This window comes from Pedobacter sp. AW31-3R (genome assembly GCF_052180285.1).
Lineage (GTDB): Bacteria > Bacteroidota > Bacteroidia > Sphingobacteriales > Sphingobacteriaceae > Pedobacter.
In genome coordinates, this window is record NZ_CP197475.1 from 1,746,513 (window position 1) to 1,764,735 (window position 18,223).

Genomic DNA, 18,223 nt, shown 5'->3' on the forward strand with positions numbered 1-18,223 from the left:
AATCTATAAAACTCCAACATATGAAACATATTCACTTTTCTGTGCTGCTGCTGTCAGCAGGGATCACGGTAATGGGTTGCCGTCAACCAAAACCTGCTGAAAAAGTAGATCCCAGCATCCCTGTAAAGGTAATTTCTGCTACTTCGCTTCAGGAAAAAGAACCGCTGGAAACTTCAGGACTGCTATCGTCCGATCAGCAAAGTAACCTCTCCTTTAAAAGCGGCGGCATCATTCACAGCATCCTGGTTAAAGAAGGAGACCGGGTACGGAAGGGACAGGTACTGGCCCGACTGAATCTTACAGAAATTAATGCACAGCTGAGCCAGGCCAGGGAGAATTTTAACAAGGCTTTGAGAGATGCACAGCGCATCAGCAATTTATATAAAGATAGCGTGAGTACAAAAGAGCAGTATGAACATATGCAGACCGCCCTGACCATCGCTAAAAAGCAATTGGAGATTGCACAATTCAATGCCGGGCAGTCGACTATCATTGCCAGTACAACCGGCGTTGTACTTAAAAAATATGTGAATGAAGGAGAGCAGGTAGCCGGGGGAAGTCCGGTAGTATTGATTGGCGGGACAGCGGAAAAAGACTGGATCATTAAATGCGGCATTACCGACAAGGACCGGGCAAGAATGACGGGGAATGAACGGGCAGAGATCAGCTTTGATGCCTATCCGCAGACATTCTCAGGAACCCTGAAGTCCCTGGCGCAGGGAAGTGACAATAGTTCCGGACTGTACCAGGTGGAAGTACGTCTGGATCCGGGTAAGGTGACACTGGTATCAGGATTATTTGCGAATGTGAAGATCTATCCTCAGGGCAAAGCCGATTTATTGTCTGTACCCATGGACGCATTGGTGGAGGGGAAAAATGACAGTGCCTATGTCTTCATCACCTCAGGAAACAAAGCCCTGAAGAAGCCGGTTAAGGTGGCTTATTTAAAAGGGGATAAGGTATTCCTCTCTTCAGGACTGGCCGCAGCCGATACCGTCATCAGGGAAGGATCTGCTTACCTGACGGATGGTTCCCTGGTTAAAATAATTAAATAGCAAAAAATAAATAATTACCGATGAAATTACCTGAATTTGCCGTAAAGAATTACCAGTTCACCCTTGTGGTTTTCATAGCGGTACTGGCACTGGGCATTTACTCCATGTTCACAATGCCGCGGAGTGAAGACCCCGAGGTTAATGCCCCGAATTTTACTGTCGTGGTGGTCTATCCGGGTACCAATCCAAAGGATATGGAACAGCTGGTGGTCGAGCCCATAGAAAAAAAGATCAATGAGCTCGACAATATCAAACATATCGTTACCAATATCAGCAATGGTCTGGCGGTGATTGAAATCCAGTATAAATATAGTGCTGATCCCGACGATAAATACCAGGAGGTGGTACGCGAGATCAATAGCCTTAAAAGTAGTTTGCCTGCGGATATTGCCGACCTGCGTATCAAAAAACAGATCCCTTCTGATGTCAGCATCTATCAGTTTGCTCTGGTCAGCGAAAATAGCTCCGGCGCTACCCTGAAAAAATATGCAAAAGAGTTAAAAGAGAGACTCGAGAAAATTCCGGCACTGAAGAAAGTAGATTATGTAGGCGTTCCGGAACGCCAGGTGAATGTACGGTTGAACCTGCAGAAAATAGCGGAGGAAAAACTTACGCAAAACCATATCATTGCAGCACTTCAGAGTGAGAATGTGAATATCCCAGGAGGGAGCATCACGATGGCCGACAAAAAGCTGAACATTAAAACCAGTGGCAATTACAGTACGCTGGAGGAAGTGAAAAACACCGTCGTATTCAGCGCTGCAGGAAAAGTACTTTACCTGAAAGATGTAGCTGAGGTTAGCCTGGGTTATGAAGACGAAACCCATATTACACGGTTAAATGGTTTCAGGAGCTCTTTTGTCAATGCCAGTCTGAAAGACAAGGAAAACATTATTGATGTGCAGGATAAAGTGGCCCTGGTTACCGCTGCTTTCCAGAAGGAATTGCCCGGAAATATAGACCTGGTGAAAGTCTTCGACCAGGCAAAAAGTGTAGACATCAGGTTGTCCCATTTTTCGAGGGACTTTGGTATTGCCATTCTGCTGGTCCTGGTGACGCTGTTGCCTTTGGGCACCAGGGCATCGGTGGTGGTCATGATTTCTATTCCCTTATCCCTCGCGATCGGTTTGACCTTAATGAACCTGCTGGGATACAACATGAACCAACTGAGCATTGTCGGGATGATTGTCGCACTGGGAATTCTTGTCGACGACAGTATTGTGGTGGTGGAAAATATTGAACGTTACCTGCGTATGGGCTATGGGAAAGTAGAAGCGGCTATCAAGGCCACCTCGCAGATTGGTATTGCAGTCGTGGGCTGTACGGTACTGCTTATTTTTGCCTTTATGCCTATTGTTTTCTTACCGGAGGCTGCAGGTGAATTCATCCGCAGTTTACCCCTTTCTGTAATCACGACCATCCTGGCCTCCATGCTTGTTTCTTTAACTGTTGTTCCCTTCCTGGCCAGTATTATCCTTAAGCCCCATGAAAGTGAAGAAGGAAATTTCCTGCTGAGGATGCTCAAAAAAGGAATTCATACCACCTATGGAAGAGTATTGAACAAAGCATTGGCAAACCCTGTGTTCACCCTCCTGATCATTGGTGGCATATTTATCGGTTCGCTATTGCTGGTTCCCTTAATCGGCAGCAGTTTGTTCCCTAAATCTGAAAAACCCATGTTCCTGATCCAGATTGAGACACCTGAAGGGACAAATTTAAATGCCACGGATAAAGTTACCCGTGAGGTGGAATCGAAATTAAAGGCCGTACCTGAAATCAGCTCGTTTTCCAGTAATGTCGGCAAAGGGAATCCACTGATTTATTACAACGTAATCCCCCATAATGAGAGTGAAAACTTTGCCGAGATTTTTGTGCAGGTGGAAGGTTTGAATACACGGGAAAAAGTAGAAGTGATTGAAAAACTAAGGAAACAGCTGGAAATATATCCCGGGGCAGTAATTAAAGTGAAAGATTTTGAACAGGGACCACCGGTAGAGGCTCCGCTGGCTTACCGCTTGTATGCGGAAGACCTGACAGCGCTCCGTCAGACCGCAGTTGAGGTGGCCGCAATGATTGGAAAGGTGGAGGGAACAATCTATGTCAATAATCCGCTGCTGGTCAGGCCGGTTGACCTTAAGGTCACCATCAATAAGGAAAAAGCAGGTTTGCTGGGGGTGTCTTCTGAAGATATTGATAAGACAGTCAGGTTAGGGGCTGCGGGTTTGAATGTGGCTACCTATAGGGAAGATGAAGGAAAAGCAGATAGTTATCATGTCAATGTTTCCATTCCCCGGAAGGGGACGATACAGGACCTGAGTATGTTCGACAGGCTGTACGTGCCCTCCTCCTCTGGAAAGAGCATCCCCCTGAAAAATGTAGTCTCCATCGGCTTTGAAAGTCTCCCCAACCAGATCAGGCACTATGACAAGGACAGGTATGTGACCATCTCTGCGTTTGTTAAACCAGGGTACAATGTGGAGCAGCTTGACCAGCAGATCACGGCGAAGCTGAATGCCTATAAATTTCCAAAAGGTTTTTCCTTTACAGTGGCGGGGGAGAAGGAGAGTAAGGAAGAAAGTTTTGGCAATCTCGGTATCATTCTTATCGTTACGGTATTCGGATTTTTAGGGGTATTGATCCTGGAATTCAAGACTTTTAAAAGTATTTTGATTGTGCTCTCCGTGATTCCCCTGGGGATTGTTGGTGGCCTGATCATGCTGTACCTCAGCGGTGAAACCCTGTCGTTCACGGCTACGATAGGCTTTATAGCTTTGGTGGGGATTGAAGTGAAAAATTCATTGCTGGTGGTAGATTTTACCAATCAGTTGCGTGCAGATGGAAGAAGTGTGGAAGATGCAATTATAGAAGCCGGGGAAATCAGGTTTGTACCTATATTGCTGACTTCCCTTACTGCAATAGGAGGTTTACTGCCACTGGTGATTGAATACAGCGAATTGTATTCTCCATTGGCATTGGTATTAATTGGAGGTTTACTGAGCTCCACCCTGTTGTCAAGGCTGGTTACCCCGGTGATGTATAAATTGCTGCCTCCCAAGGTGGAAATGAATATAGCCTAACCCCGCGGAACTTAAAACCCGGTCTACAGGATAGGGATGCAGATTCAGTGCAGACCTATCCTGTAGACCTGAAATTTTTAAAGATTGTGATACGGGTTATATATTCCATACCGTAGTGTACTATCTTTGCATTTTTAATCTTTTACCGGAAAATTGTGAAGGCGAAATACACTGTGTCTCCATTGACCATTTCAACATCCCTATACCTGCTGAAATGCATCATTGGAATAATTATCTGCTACATCCTTTATAAGGAAGTTCCTGCATATCCATTTTACTGGTCGATGGTCTCCGTTGTCATCACGATCTCACCTGATAACAGCAATAAGCTGGCGTATGACAGGATCATTGCCAATATGCTGGGCTGTGGGGTTGCCCTTTGCCTGTACCCGATCCATGTATCCTCGATGATCATCCTGTGTGCAGGTGTGGCCATTACCATTATTGCGGGTACCCTGCTGAGGATTACTGCAGTATTAAGAAGCGCATTGGCCGCCCTGGTTATTGTGATTGTCACCGAAGAAAGCCACCGGGAATGGCTGGTGGCCCTGGAGCGCGTAGGTTGTGTCGTTGTTGGCTGTACGGTCGCCCTGGGACTTACCCTGTTATTTAATGTGATCCTAAAAATATTTAATAAGCGATTTCAGAAAGAGGAGTCTTTAACTGAAGTGATGGACACAGGAGGGGAATAAAATCCCCATCCCCAATCAAATATTCTACATCCCGGATGAGGTTGCCGCGCACTCAGGAGGGGTAGCGGCTGTTCATCTGCAACTGTAATTAATCTGCTTTGATGCTAAAAGTATTCACTTTTGAAGTTCCTTCTTCCACTGTGCTGAGTTCATTTGAAACGATTCTTCCCCGGGAATCAAATATGGCTAAGCGGATATTTTGTTTTGTTTTTGAATTCACACTTGTTTTTAGTTCAAAACTGGATACGTATGAAAACTTAATGTCTTCACTATTAGCTACATTTATCGCGTAATTATCTTTTAATACGGTATAGGTTAAGGAACAGTCCGAACATTCAATGCGGATAATGCCATCTTTTGGGAAGAGGACGGTAGAGAGCGGATCCATAGCTGTTTCTTTTGAACAACTGGTAAATAGAAGTGAAGTACAGCAGATTAAAAGGATGAGACTTATGGTATTTTTCATGAGCGCGTTAAAGGTTATACCTGCATTAGGGCAGAAATAATGCCAGATGCAGACCACTATTTAGGAGCAGTAACGTGCTGGGAATTGATTGTCTGGGACGGGCTTCCTGAACTACTCAACTACTTTGAAACTCTTTTCAAAGATGGCCTGTACATTTGCGGTCATCAGGGGTTTTTTCAGCAGCTGGATGACATAGGAATTGGCTTCCGCTCTGCGGATATCACCAAAGTCAAGCGTAGAGGAAAGCATGGCAATTGATGTTTTTCCTTTTAATATTTCAGGAAAACCTTTGTATTGTTCAAGAAATTCAAATCCATCCATTTCCGGCATTTGAATGTCGAGCAGTATCAGGTTCGGTAACTGGTCAGGTTGTGCAGCATGGTCCTGAAAATAGGCGATGGCCTCTTCAGCAGACTGGCACATGATGATTTCGTCGAACAGACCTGTAATCGTAATGATCTTTGAATTAATTTTTAAATCAATTATGTTATCATCAATCAGCATTACTTTGAGCGGTCTTGATACTTTAACAGGCATTCGGAATTGTTATTTTGAAAGTGGTACCATAATCTATATTGGAGCTTACCGAGATCTTACCATTGATCTTGTTCAGCGCTTCCTTGACAATAAACAGGCCTAACCCGCTTCCTTTATTATTTTTACTCTTGAAGAATTGCGTGAAAATTTTCTCCAGGTGTTCATTCAAAATACCCAATCCATTGTCTGCAATTGATATTTCGGCTACGCTATGGCTTACGGAGATTGATATTTCTACCATTTTTTCCGTCTCATTGTTCTTCTGGTATTTAATCGCATTTGAAATTAAATTGCCCAGAATCACTTCAATCCGGAAAGAATCCCCTATGAATTTGTGTGGCTGGTTGATATTGACTTTAAACTGTGTATCCTTATGGTTGTAGGCATATAAGGCAATGATATCATCAACCAGTTTCTGGAAATTTACTTCAGTGTGGATCGTCTCCACTTTATTGTTTTTATAATACTGCAGCGTTTTCTGGATATAATAATCCAGCTTATTGGAGCAGGATTCTATCAGTTCCCAGTATTCCCCGCTGGAATGGTATAAACCTTCCATTTTCACCAGGTTGACAATGCCGATGACAGATACCAGTGGTGCCCTCAGCTCATGGGAAATACTGTAAATGAAACGATTTAGCTCATCATTCGTTTTTTCCAGTTCTTTGATTTTATTCCTTAAATCGATCTTTGAGCGGTAGGCATCATACGCATTTTTTATAGAATTATGCAGTTCCAGGTCATTCCAGGGCTTTGTAATGTACCTGTAAATGTCCCCGTGGTTAATGGCATCAGCCAATGCTGCAATATCAGTGTACCCTGTTAAAAGAATCCTGATGGGATCCGGATAGGAATAGGCAATACTCTTGAAAAATTCAACCCCTGTGATTCCAGGCATTTTCTGGTCTGCAATAATGACTTCTACAGGTAGATTTTCCAGGATTTTTAAACCTTCTTCAGCAGATTTTGCGGTATATATCTCATAGAGTCTCCTAAAGCTCGCTTTAAAGGCCAGCAGATTATTTTCCTCGTCGTCAATATATAAAATTTTAACAGGGGAAGGCGTCATATCAATTGATGTTTAAAGGCAATGTAATAATAAATTCTGTACCAAAATCTACTTTTGTAAAAACATCAATCTGGCCTCTATGTTTTTCTATGATACTAAAGACAATAGACAGTCCTAAACCGGTTCCTTCACCCACCTGCTTGGTCGTGAAAAACGGCTCAAATATCTTTTGCCTGATTTCCTCTGACATCCCAATTCCACTGTCCTTGATACTGATTTTAACATATTCACCCTCCTGCCAGGTGCTGATGGCCAGCTCTTCTTTCTGCTCAGGTTTTCCCTTGAGACGGATGGCATGGATACCATTGGTAATGAGGTTCATGAAAATCTGGTTGATTTTACCCGGGAGGCATTCCACCAATGGTAAAGTCTGGAAGTTTTTGACGATAGTAACGTTGGGTGGAACCTGGCTCCTCAAGAGGATCAGGGTAGAATCCAGGCCCTCATTCAGGTCGACCGGTTTGGTATCACTTTCATCCAGACGGCTGAAATTTTTGAGGCTCCTGATGATCTCGGCAGTCCTTTTGGCTCCTTCACCTATTCCTGAAAGGAGTGAGTTGATTTCGGTCTTGATGAAATCAACATCGATAGACTTTTTGAAGGCCTCCACTTCAGCAAGCTGCGCATTGATGTCTTTACCTGGATCCAGGTCCTCGTATTTTTGGATGACATCATAGAGGTCGTTGATGTCTAATTCCAGCGGTTTGATATTGGAAGTGACAAAGTTGATCGGATTATTGATCTCATGTGCAATACCAGCTGTCAATTGTCCCAGGCTTGCCATTTTCTCTGCATCCACCAACTGCGATTGTGCTTCTTTTAATTCAGTGAGGGTATGGTTAAGGGTACTGTTAGAGTTTTGTAATTCTTCGGTACGTTTATTTACCTGGATTTCCAATTCAATGTTTTGTTCACGTATCAGACGCTCATTTTCTTTGGATACCCTTAAGGCCTGTTCTTGGGCCTGCTCATTCTCTTTCCTGAAGATATTGATTTTATCTGCCAGCGCAAAGGAAAGTAAGGTAATCTGGATCACGGATCCGATTTCCAGGATATAGGAAGTAAAGAGATTATACGTTACAATGTTGAAATTGCGGAGGACAAATATGACCACGCAAAACATGAATATGGTATAGGCGACAAGGAAAAACAAGGCGGGACGGGAGCCTTGCTGCCTGATTGCATTGGCCACATAGAGGAAATATAAGGATCCAAACATGGCCAGGATCTGGAGGCATTGGATACTAATGGCATGGAAGCCCGACATCCATAAGACCAATACAACTATGTATAAGATGATAAACATATTGATCCCCCTGTGCAGAGCCGGAGTACTGCGCTTTGTCTGCAGGAATCTTTTCAGGAATTCCGCTGTAGAGATTCCGGAGAAAAAAGGAACCAGCATAGAGCTGTTTATCGCCAGCCAGGGACTATCCGGCCAGAGAAACTTAAATGCATAACCCTGAAATGTCGCCTGTGTCAGCCCTACAAAAAAGATGTAGATGATATAATAGAGATAACTGGAATCTTTTACGGTGAAAGAGATAAACAGGTTGTATAAAATCATGATCAGAATCACCCCTGCATAAATCCCGAAAAGGATATTTCGGTTATTGTCATTTTCAAGGACAGACCGCTGCGTGCCTATGCTGATGGGTAACTGAATCTGGTCTGTAGAGTTAATGCTGATATAAAATGTTTCCTCGGTATTTTTGGGAATACTCACCGGAAAAACATAATTGGGATTGTCAACGATGCGCTCATGGAAGGGCCTGTATTTCCCAAGATTGGCAGAATGGAAAATCTGATGCTGAAATGAGCGGTATAAGGTAATGCTGTCGATTGCCGGCTGGGCAATGACCAGGAGCAGGTTTTCTTCGGGACTCTGGTTACGAATGGTAAACTTTACCCAGATCCTGTCGGCGGTGATGCCTAAATTCGGGACTTCCTGGTCAATCCTGACAAAATTTTTATGGATCACTTCATTGATGCCGAGTGTCCGCGACGGGTCTTTAAAAATAAAGATGTCATGGTCAATCCTCAGGATTTCATTTCCATTCCGGAAATTCAGGATCCCATCTTGATCTCCGGAATAAGCGGAACAATAGTGGAATACGAATGCGAATAATAAAAAAAGTATTTTTTTATACTGCATCATGTAAGTTGGGGATATCTAAGTTATATTCCAGTTGATATACTCCTTTAGGGCCTCTTTCTTCAATCACCTGGTGCATGTTTTCTCTCAAAGATATGATTTTTTCACGCTCTGAATCATCTGCATTGCTCAGGTCATTCCAGTCCCTCAAACGCATAGCCGTGGCCACAAGGTCTTCTTTGGGATAATAGAATAGTCCGTTATTTCCCAATGAGGTTTCCACCACGCAACCAACGCGTTTCCCCATTCTTACCGTTGCAGGGGCACACAATACGAAAAGGCTGACAATGGGCAGCTTGGCCGACAATACCGATCCCACACGGGCCAGTACATGGCTCCCGATACCCATACCTGCAACCTCCCTTGAATTCCACAGTCCACAGAGTTCACAGGTACCTCCACGCTGGTCATCAGCGTTGATCATATCGTATATCTTGGCATCGTAACGCCCGATGGCTGAAGAGATCGGAAGTTCAAAACGGTCTGTTTTAAGCTGGATCCTTGCCCCGCCATAGACGAACTTGGTTTCTTTATCTTCCACCAGGATAACGATAGTTTTATAATCCTCTACCCATTCCTGTACATTGGAGGTAATCTGTGTAATTCCATAAAGTTCAAGTAATCTTTTGTGGCCAACAATAAACTTTGAGCACGCTTCCGGATCATCCGGAGCTCTGAATGTTCTGATATGTATCATTAATTACGGGTTGTATGATTGATGGTGTTAAACTGGTCTGTGAAGAGCTCGTCAAAATCGACAAAATATCTTCCGGAAGCGGTGAATTGCTGGAGCAGTATCTTTCTGCTGACATCCGTAATCATGGCTCCACCAAGGGTTACTGCAGAGGCAATCTGTGGCCAGCCGACAATAGTTTTATTCATTTCGGCTACAGAGGTTTTCATGGCTTCAGATAAATTCTCAAAACCGATGATTTTGGCCAGGTAGCCTATTTTTTCCGGAATGGTTAAGCTGTTTAACCGGGAATTGAGTTCTTCAGCACTCAATTCTTCCAGATCGTTCACTTTGCCGTGGAAAATTGGACGTTCCGGTTCAAGATCAAACCGTTCCACATCCAGCATTCCCTTATCATTGGTGTCCATCACCACTGGGATTCCCAGTGCTTTTGCCTTTATACGGCTCAGGATCTTGATATCAATACCATCGCATTCCTCCACAAGGATATCAAGCTTTCCATCCTGCGTAAAAAAGTCGTCGATATTGTCATTGGTAATTCCTTCCGTATAACAAACCACCTTGATAAAAGGGTCGAGTTCCGCGATCTGTCTTGCAGCAACAATGGCCTTGTTCAAACCCAGGTCCTGTATATTCACCCTGATCCTGTTCATATTGCTGAGTTCTATCTCATCGAAATCTGCCAGGCGCAATTCACCGCAGGTCCTCTCCATGGCCAGTGTCATGGCAATACTCTGGCCTACCGATAATCCGATAATGCCTATTTTCTTGGTTTTAAGGGTGTCTATTTCTTCAGGAGTGATTTTATATACATTTCTGCTGGTCCTTACCTGGGCAAATTCTTTTTCATCTAAAGTATGTACCAGCTTATTGGACCAGGGAAAGTAAATCCAGACACCATAGTTGTCTATATTCCCGTTCACATGGGCTGTAATAAGTTGTGCTGATTCTTCAGCACTGAGTTTTTTCTGGGGATGATTTAACCGGATCAGTTCTGTAAGCTGCGTTCTGATCGTATCATAAATGGTGATATCTTTTTTTGTGTTGATAAAAGCTTTTAGCTCAGTTTCCGCGGCAGGAGAGACGTTTCTAAAAAAAACCGGGCGATAACTCATTGACTGGTTGGTAGAAAGTAGACTTGAGTTGATTTTATCCATTTTAAAATTTTGTAAGGGAGTTATAGAAAAATTATCAGCGGTCGGATTGCAAATAATTTTTATCCGAAATTAGTTTTTTTGAACTTATAAAAGCAATATATTTAACAAAAAAATCGATAAAATTCAATGAATTCTGACACCTCAATCAATGTTCTTTATGTAGATGATGAAGTTCATAATCTTAATTCTTTTAAAGCTGGATTTAGGAGAAAATTTAATGTATTTACTGCCGAGTCTGCTGTTGAAGGAAGGGCTATTTTAGAGCAGCAGTTGATTCATGTCATTATTACCGACCAAAGGATGCCTGTGACTACAGGAATAGAGTTCCTGGAATCCATTATTCCTGCTTTTCCTGATCCAATCCGAATACTTTTAACCGGATATGCTGATATCAATGCCGTGATTGATGCCATTAACAAAGGACAGGTGTATAAATACATCCAAAAACCCTGGATGGATGAAGATCTGAGGATAAACATCGAAAAAGCATTTGAAATCTACTCTTTACGGAAGGAAAACAGGGAACTTACAGAAGCTTTACTGGTAGCCAATAAACAACTGGAATTCCTGTTGAGACAAAACCTGCTTTCTTAGTTTTTGCCCTGGAACAATACATAGTTTAGTACAGATGTACAACTAAAAAGGCCCTTCAAGGGCCTTTTTAGTTGTACATGGAATCCGAAACGCTCAGGTGTATTACAACTCTTTGCGTAATCTTGCCACAGGAATATTCATCTGCTCCCTGTATTTTGCTACGGTTCTTCTTGCGATGTTATAACCTTGTTCTTTTAAGATCTCGGTCAGTTTTTCATCTGCCAGGGGTTTACGTTTGTCTTCGTTACCGATACAATCTTCCAGGATTTTTTTGACCTCTTTATTGGAAACCTCCTCACCGGATTCAGTCTGAATGGCTTCCGAGAAGAAAGATTTCAGGAGGAAGGTTCCGAATTCTGTCTGCACATATTTGGAATTCGCTACCCTGGATACCGTAGAGATATCCATGTCAATTTTATCTGCAATATCTTTCAGGATCATCGGACGCATCTTGCGTTCATCTCCGGTCAGCAAATACTCATACTGGTATTGCATAATGGCATTCATGGTTTTGAGCAGGGTTTGCTGTCTTTGTTTGATGGCATCGATAAACCATTTTGCAGAATCCAGCTTTTGCTTTACAAACTGTACGGCCTCTTTTAATTTTTTATCCTTCTGGGCAGCTTTATCATAGTGTTCAAACATATCGATGTAAGAACGGCTTACCCTTAGTTCAGGTGCATTTTTTGAGTTGAGGGTAAGAATCAGTACCGAATCATTATTGCTGATATGAAAATCAGGGATCACCTGCAGCTGTTTTGTCGTGACCTGGTTGGAATCTCCTGGTTTAGGGTTAAGGCGCAGAATTTCAGCAATGATCTCTTTCAGGTCCTCACTGCTGAGTCCCAGTGATTTTTCCAGTTTATCATAGTGTTTCCTGGTAAATTCATCCAGGTAATTTTCAACGATCTGAATGGCTTTCTGGATAATCGGATTCAGCGGGTCCTTGCGTTTCAACTGCAAGGTCAGGCATTCCTGTAAGTCCCTCGCCGCAATACCTGGAGGGTCAAAGCTTTGGATCACTTTAAGCATTTCCAGGACATCCTCTTCTTCAACCATGATATTCTGTGAAAAAGCAAGGTCATCAATCATGGAAGTCACTGGCCTTCTCAGGTAACCGTCATCATCCAGGCTGCCAATGATCTGCTTGCCAATGATAAAATCTTCATCAGACAGGGGAACCAGGTCCAGTTGTTCCTGCAGGCTTTCAAAAAAAGTACTCTCAATGGCTATGGGCGTCTCTTTTTTCTCCTCGTCATCATCACTGTTATTGTAAGACGTGCTGTAGTCATTGGGACTGTCGTCCTGCAGATAATCGTCTACATTGAATTCATCATTATTTTCTTCTTTTGAACCACCATCATAGTCTTCCGGTGTATCATTTAAATCATCATATTCTCCCTTAGGCTCTTCGGCGATCATTAAACTCGGATCTTCAAGCGCTGGGTTTTCTTCTAATTCTTCTTTTATACGGGTATCTAAGGAAACGGTAGGCACCTGCAGCAATTTGATAAACTGAATTTGCTGCGGTGATAATTTTTGAAGTAACTTTTGTTGTAAATGTTGTTTAAGCATATGGTGTAGAAAAGGTATTATAACCTGTTTCAAAAATAAGCATTTGGTTTAGATATAAACTACACACTTACGCTATTATTGTAATTGAAAGGAACTTTTTACATTGTATGGCCTTATTTCCCAATAAAGTTTATATTTTTATATTTATATAGGATCGCTTATCAAAAAAATTGAAGTATGAGTTTTATTAAAGAGTTTAAGGAATTCGCTGTAAAAGGTAACGTCATAGACCTGGCAGTCGGTGTAATCATCGGAGGTGCTTTTGGCAAAATTGTCACCTCTATGGTGAACGACCTGATCATGCCCCCAATCAGTTTATTGATAGGTGACAAAGGCTTTACCAACTTTTATCTTCCATTAAATGATAAGGTAAGGGAATTTGTAGCAGCGAATCCGGGAGCTTCACTGGAAGATGTAAAAAAAGCAGGGCCTGTATTTGCCTGGGGAAATTTTGCAACGGAAGTGATTAATTTTGTGATTCTCGCTTTTATCATCTTCCTGATGGTTAAAGGGATCAATGCCATGAAGCGTAAACAGGAAGAAGCACCAAAAGCTCCTCCTGCACCATCAAAAGAAGAAGTTTTATTGGCTGAAATCAGGGATTTGTTAAAAACCAAAACTTTATAAGGACAGATCAGCCGCATAAAAAAACCGGATGGCTCCATTCTCCATGAGCCATCCGGTTTTTTGTTCCCTGAATTTTTGTGGTCAGGAAGCCGCTCAGTGGCCTTCTTTATTTATCAAGAGGCTTACTGATGATGATATAGTCTGCAAGATGCCCATGTTTCTGCCAGTCAGGCTGATCAAAATCTGCTGAAGGAAAACAGGAAATCGTAGTGATGTTTAGTTTGGCTGCATGTTTCTTTAATTGCCCGGCAATCCCCAGTTTTTCATCACTATGGAACCTTCCATTAAGGTGGAAAACCTTCGCTTTGCGGTGTGATTTGATATAGCTGGCAATGGACCAGGACATGGTCGCATCCCAGAGATTCTGGGTCTGATAGATCTTCATATTGCCCATGGTATGTCCGCCGAGCGTTTCATTGAACTTTTCATAATACCTGCCTTCAGCAGTATCTATAGGCAGGGGAGGCAGGAAACTTTTGGAAGCGGCAGGAAATTGCTGCAAGATTTCCAATCCTTTCATGGTAACGGCATTGCTGTATCTTGTTGCCGCATTTGCAGCGATGACATCCACTTTGTTTGTTTTGGCAAATTCTATTAGAGGCCGGTAATCTTTATAATTATTCCATGCACGTGCTTCTTTGACGAAATTCTTTTCTGAAATAAGGCCATCCAGGTATTCATTGATTACAGGCTGTACATCTGTGGAGAACATTTCCATAGAAATTGCAGTTCCTGGGTAGGCTTTTACAGCCTGTTCAAAGATCTCCACTTCCAGTAAATGCCCGATAGAATCATTGTGCTCCTCCCCAAAGAAAAAGACATCGGTGTTTTCCAGTGCTTTAACAAGTTCAGGAATGGCAATTGTTTTTTTGCTTTTCACCTCATAGATCTTATAGGGCAAATCGGGGTTTTGGGCCATCAGTACCATGGGGGATAAGATGCAGCTGAGCAGTAGTCTGAATTTATTCATATTCAAATTAACGGATTTCATTAGTAAATATTTGTTTTTTCAGTAGTGATGTATTCTTTTTTAGCCTTCAAGCTGCCTTCGGCGGTTTATTCACAAGTGTTAAATTTTATTTGTGTTCATGAGCCCGCTAAAGCTCTGTTTATCGGTGATGAAGTGATCATAATCGTTTTTGATGAGCGCTTATTGTTTTTCATTTGCATTCAAGAACTCGCCAGCTCGGTATTCATTGCTGTTTGTAAGCGGTAGGTGCATGATGGTTTCATTTTGTTTTCAGCAATGGTGTTGCACTTTTTTTGAAGGCTGAAATTTTTACCGCCAAAAAGGTGGCGTTCACCGACAATTTACCGCGGTGTGGAAGAAGGCTATTCCCTATTCCGGGAGTACACGCTACATTTGACTATACAAAACAAACAACCCTTTATTAAAATATAAAAATAATCATCATGAAAAATTTTCTTCACTCAGCCAACTTTTCCAACAGAATGATCAGCGGTATGCTTATTCTTCTTTTCGGTATTGTTTTTCTTTTGGATAATTTCAACGTCAGCATGCCACACTGGTTATTCAGCTGGAGCACCTTTTTGCTTGCGGCAGGCGTAGTTGTGGGGATCAGGAAAAACTTCCAGGGCAATGCCTGGTTGGCAATGGTTTTCACCGGTGGGTATTTCACCCTGTCAGCCATAACTGAATTCGATCTTTCTTCCTATTTTTTTCCGCTTGCAATGATTACTTTAGGCCTGTATTTCATCCTTAAACAACCGTTGCGTCATAAAGCGCAGCTGGGATAGGGATCAATAGACCAAGCCGGACAACTATATTTTCATCTGAATTTACGCTCAATATACCTAACACACAAACACACACAATGAAACCACATAAACTTACAGACGGACGCTCAAACAGGATGTGGAGCGGTATCGTCGTTCTCCTCATCGGTATCGTATTCTTACTGAGTAATTTCGGTATCCACATGCCAAACTGGTTGTTCAGCTGGCATACGATCCTCCTTGCCATTGGTCTTGCCGTAGGCTACAGAAGGGGGTATAATGGCGGTGGATGGTTGGTGATGGTGCTGATCGGAGGATATTTTACCTTATTGGACATTACGGATATCAACATGTCTAAATACTATTTTTCATTTGCCTTTATTGCACTGGGACTTTATCTTATTCTTAAGCCCAGGAAGGCATTCCGTACCAAGAAACAACAAAAGGAAACGCTGAATTTCGGAATGGAATGGGAGTATGGACAGGGGACAGATACAGCAGCAGATGGCGCTGAAGCCAACACCGGTTCAGTCAATGAAATGGACTATATAGATGCGGTAAATATATTTGGCGGGAGCAATCATAAGATCATCTCCAAGAACTTTAAAGGAGGGGATGCGATTTCAATTTTCGGAGGCTGCGAACTGAATCTGATCAATGCTGATTTTGAGGATAAGGTAACCATAGATATTGTTGCGGTGTTTGGCGGGATGAAAATCGTTGTGCCGCCAACCTGGGCAGTGAAATCTGAGGTGACTGCAATATTCGGTGGAATAGAAGATAAACGTACGGTAATGCCACATGCAGCTGAACCCGAAAAAGTGATCATATTAAAAGGACTAGCCCTGTTTGGTGGCATGAGTATTACGAACTTCTAAATCAGCCATTGTGACCAGTAATCCTCTTTTAAGCAGAAAAATCCAGAAAGTGGCGGGTACGCTCTTTCTGGCCTGGATAATAGCTTTTGTCCTATTGTTCTACTACACTTTAAATTTCAACTGGATGGTTTCTGCAGGAGATAGCCTGATCAGCAATGTCCTGCTGGCACTTGCCTGTCTGGCCATTAGTATGGTGCTCAGGTTTTATCAGCCAAAACATGAAATTGTCCTCTTTGTCATTATCATGGCGGTAGCAATGGCTGTTGCTATCTGTATCATGAGCAAATTCCTGTTGAACAACCTGTTCCAGGAGTACCAGACCTATACCGAGTTCCTGAATTTTTCCTTGCCATTTAGGTTTATCGTTTTATTTGTCTTTCTGGCCTGGTGTGGTTTGTCAAATGTACTGTGGTACAGGCTGGAAGAACAGTCGGAAATGCAGGAACGCCTTTTCGCCGCACAGAACCTGGCCAAAGAGGCAGAGTTGAATAAACTGAGACATCAGTTGCAACCCCATTTTCTGTTCAACAGCCTGAATTCGGTGTATGCCCTGACCATTGTGAATCCAAAGGAAGCGGGACTGATGATTACCAAACTCGCCTCTTTTCTGAGGGGAACCCTGAAGCGGGATGATGAAGTATGGGTAAGTGTGGCTGAGGAAATGGAATACATCCAGTTGTACCTGGACATTGAAAAGGTAAGGTTTAGCCATCGTCTGAACATCTCCGTCGATATTGCCGAAGATACGCTGGCTTTATGTTTACCGGGGACATTGCTCCAGCCGATTGTAGAGAATGCCATTAAATTCGGGCTGTATAATACTTCTTCGGCCATTTTAATTTCCGTGACGGTGAAGGTCGAAAACAAAATGCTGATTGTGGAGGTGAGTAATCCTTACGATCCGTCAATGAAAAGCACAGGAGGAACAGGATTTGGATTGACATCTATAAGAAGAAGGTTATATTTGCTCTTCGCAGACCATAACCTGCTGCAAACTGCTGCTTCGGCCGATAATATTTATTTAACAACGCTTAAAATACCTCAAAAAAATGATCAGAACCATACTCATTGATGATGAACCCCTGGCAAGGGATATTGTGAAACATTACCTGGGCAATTTTCCTGATATAGAAATTGTGGCAGAATGTAATGATGGTTTTGAGGGACTGAAAGCGATCACGCAGCTCCAGCCCGATTTTATATTCCTGGATATTCAGATGCCCAAAATAAATGGGTTTGAGATGCTGGAACTGGTAGATAACCCCCCGGCCGTTATCTTTACCACTGCTTTTGATGAATATGCCATTAAGGCTTTTGAGGTAAGCGCCGTAGATTATTTACTGAAGCCGATAGAGCAGGAACGCTTTGAGCAGGCCATGCATAAGTTACCGGCAAAACTGAAACAGACTGAAATCAACCCGGAGCTGCTGGAGTCGGCCGCTGTCAATCCTGTGCAAAACAACAGGGTTGTGGTAAAAAACAATGGGGTCATCAAAATCATTCCTGTCTCTGATATCCACTATCTTGAAGCAGATGATGACCAGGTGAAATTCAGTACTACGGAAGGTATATTTTATAAGAATAAAACCATGAGTTTCTTTGAACGCAGCCTGGATAGTGCACAGTTTATTCGTATCCACCGTTCCTACATCATTAACCTGAGCCAGGTCTATAAAATTGAACTCAAGGAAAAGGACAGCTATGTGGTGCTGCTTAAATCTGACATCTGGCTGCCAGTGAGTAAAACGGGATATATGAAACTGAAGTCGGCTTTAGGGATATAACCCAGTTGTTTTCTGTTGAATAACAGGGAGCACCACCGCTCAAATGATGATATATTGTAATGAAATATAAAACTCATGCTGAATGTATTTGCATTTAAGAAAAAATGAGACTATATTTGCACCTCT

17 protein-coding genes are annotated in these 18,223 nt (G+C 42.6%); 9 read left to right on the forward strand and 8 right to left on the reverse strand.

Annotation, left to right across the window (positions count from 1 at the left end; translation table 11 throughout):
- Positions 1–20: 20 nt before the first annotated feature.
- The 3 genes from ACSBL2_RS07115 to ACSBL2_RS07125 all read left to right on the forward strand — a co-directional run bounded on the left by ACSBL2_RS07115 (position 21) and on the right by ACSBL2_RS07125 (position 4,824).
- Positions 21–1,055, forward strand: a complete 1,035-nt coding sequence (locus ACSBL2_RS07115) for an efflux RND transporter periplasmic adaptor subunit (protein WP_442590986.1) — start codon at positions 21–23, stop codon at positions 1,053–1,055.
- 20 nt (positions 1,056–1,075) lie between these two features.
- The gene (locus ACSBL2_RS07120) at positions 1,076–4,132 is read left to right on the forward strand and encodes an efflux RND transporter permease subunit (RefSeq protein WP_442590987.1); all 3,057 of its coding nucleotides are present in this window, start codon (positions 1,076–1,078) and stop codon (positions 4,130–4,132) included.
- A gap of 155 nt (positions 4,133–4,287) precedes the next feature.
- Positions 4,288–4,824: an FUSC family protein gene (locus ACSBL2_RS07125; RefSeq protein WP_442590988.1), complete on the forward strand. Its 537-nt coding sequence runs from the start codon at positions 4,288–4,290 to the stop codon at positions 4,822–4,824.
- A gap of 88 nt (positions 4,825–4,912) precedes the next feature.
- On the opposite strand, the gene ACSBL2_RS07130 is transcribed toward ACSBL2_RS07125, so the two are convergent.
- From ACSBL2_RS07130 to ACSBL2_RS07155, 6 genes are all read right to left on the reverse strand, one after another.
- Positions 4,913–5,290: a hypothetical protein gene (locus ACSBL2_RS07130; RefSeq protein ID WP_442590989.1), complete on the reverse strand. Its 378-nt coding sequence runs from the start codon at positions 5,288–5,290 to the stop codon at positions 4,913–4,915.
- A gap of 111 nt (positions 5,291–5,401) precedes the next feature.
- Positions 5,402–5,827, reverse strand: coding sequence for a response regulator (locus ACSBL2_RS07135; RefSeq protein WP_442590990.1), 426 nt, complete (start codon positions 5,825–5,827; stop codon positions 5,402–5,404).
- The gene (locus ACSBL2_RS07140) at positions 5,817–6,896 is read right to left on the reverse strand and encodes a hybrid sensor histidine kinase/response regulator (protein ID WP_442590991.1); all 1,080 of its coding nucleotides are present in this window, start codon (positions 6,894–6,896) and stop codon (positions 5,817–5,819) included. Before ACSBL2_RS07140 ends, ACSBL2_RS07135 begins: the two co-directional genes overlap by 11 nt.
- 1 nt (position 6,897) lies before the next feature.
- Entirely contained in the window at positions 6,898–9,054 is a 2,157-nt protein-coding gene (locus tag ACSBL2_RS07145; protein WP_442590992.1) for a sensor histidine kinase, read from the reverse strand.
- Positions 9,041–9,748, reverse strand: a complete 708-nt coding sequence (locus tag ACSBL2_RS07150; RefSeq protein ID WP_442590993.1) for a hypothetical protein — start codon at positions 9,746–9,748, stop codon at positions 9,041–9,043. The genes ACSBL2_RS07145 and ACSBL2_RS07150 overlap by 14 nt, the downstream gene beginning before the upstream one ends.
- Positions 9,748–10,902, reverse strand: coding sequence for a ThiF family adenylyltransferase (locus tag ACSBL2_RS07155; protein WP_442590994.1), 1,155 nt, complete (start codon positions 10,900–10,902; stop codon positions 9,748–9,750). Before ACSBL2_RS07155 ends, ACSBL2_RS07150 begins: the two co-directional genes overlap by 1 nt.
- A 126-nt stretch (positions 10,903–11,028) precedes the next feature.
- Between ACSBL2_RS07155 and ACSBL2_RS07160 the strand changes: the two genes are divergently transcribed.
- Complete coding sequence (locus tag ACSBL2_RS07160; RefSeq protein WP_442590995.1) at positions 11,029–11,496, forward strand: response regulator; 468 nt, start codon at positions 11,029–11,031, stop codon at positions 11,494–11,496.
- A 102-nt stretch (positions 11,497–11,598) separates the two neighbouring features.
- Here ACSBL2_RS07160 and rpoN read toward each other — a convergent pair whose 3' ends face one another.
- On the reverse strand, positions 11,599–13,071 hold the full coding sequence (rpoN, locus tag ACSBL2_RS07165) for an RNA polymerase factor sigma-54 (protein ID WP_442590996.1): 1,473 nt from the start codon (positions 13,069–13,071) through the stop codon (positions 11,599–11,601).
- Positions 13,072–13,248: 177 nt separating this feature from the next.
- On the opposite strand from rpoN, the gene mscL reads away from it, so the two are divergent.
- Positions 13,249–13,698: a large conductance mechanosensitive channel protein MscL gene (gene mscL, locus ACSBL2_RS07170; protein ID WP_442590997.1), complete on the forward strand. Its 450-nt coding sequence runs from the start codon at positions 13,249–13,251 to the stop codon at positions 13,696–13,698.
- A gap of 106 nt (positions 13,699–13,804) precedes the next feature.
- Here the strand turns inward: mscL and ACSBL2_RS07175 are convergent, their stop codons facing one another.
- Entirely contained in the window at positions 13,805–14,689 is an 885-nt protein-coding gene (locus ACSBL2_RS07175) for a ChaN family lipoprotein (protein WP_442590998.1), read from the reverse strand.
- A gap of 422 nt (positions 14,690–15,111) precedes the next feature.
- Here ACSBL2_RS07175 and ACSBL2_RS07180 point away from each other — a divergent pair, with 422 nt between their 5' ends.
- The 4 genes from ACSBL2_RS07180 (at position 15,112) to ACSBL2_RS07195 (ending at position 18,097) form a co-directional block, all read left to right on the forward strand.
- Positions 15,112–15,456, forward strand: a complete 345-nt coding sequence (locus tag ACSBL2_RS07180; protein ID WP_442590999.1) for a LiaF transmembrane domain-containing protein — start codon at positions 15,112–15,114, stop codon at positions 15,454–15,456.
- A 77-nt stretch (positions 15,457–15,533) separates the two neighbouring features.
- Positions 15,534–16,313, forward strand: a complete 780-nt coding sequence (locus ACSBL2_RS07185; protein ID WP_442591000.1) for a LiaF transmembrane domain-containing protein — start codon at positions 15,534–15,536, stop codon at positions 16,311–16,313.
- Between the two features lie 10 nt (positions 16,314–16,323).
- On the forward strand, positions 16,324–17,385 hold the full coding sequence (locus ACSBL2_RS07190) for a sensor histidine kinase (RefSeq protein WP_442591001.1): 1,062 nt from the start codon (positions 16,324–16,326) through the stop codon (positions 17,383–17,385).
- Positions 17,363–18,097: a LytR/AlgR family response regulator transcription factor gene (locus tag ACSBL2_RS07195; RefSeq protein WP_442591002.1), complete on the forward strand. Its 735-nt coding sequence runs from the start codon at positions 17,363–17,365 to the stop codon at positions 18,095–18,097. Before ACSBL2_RS07190 ends, ACSBL2_RS07195 begins: the two co-directional genes overlap by 23 nt.
- Positions 18,098–18,223 lie beyond the last annotated feature (126 nt).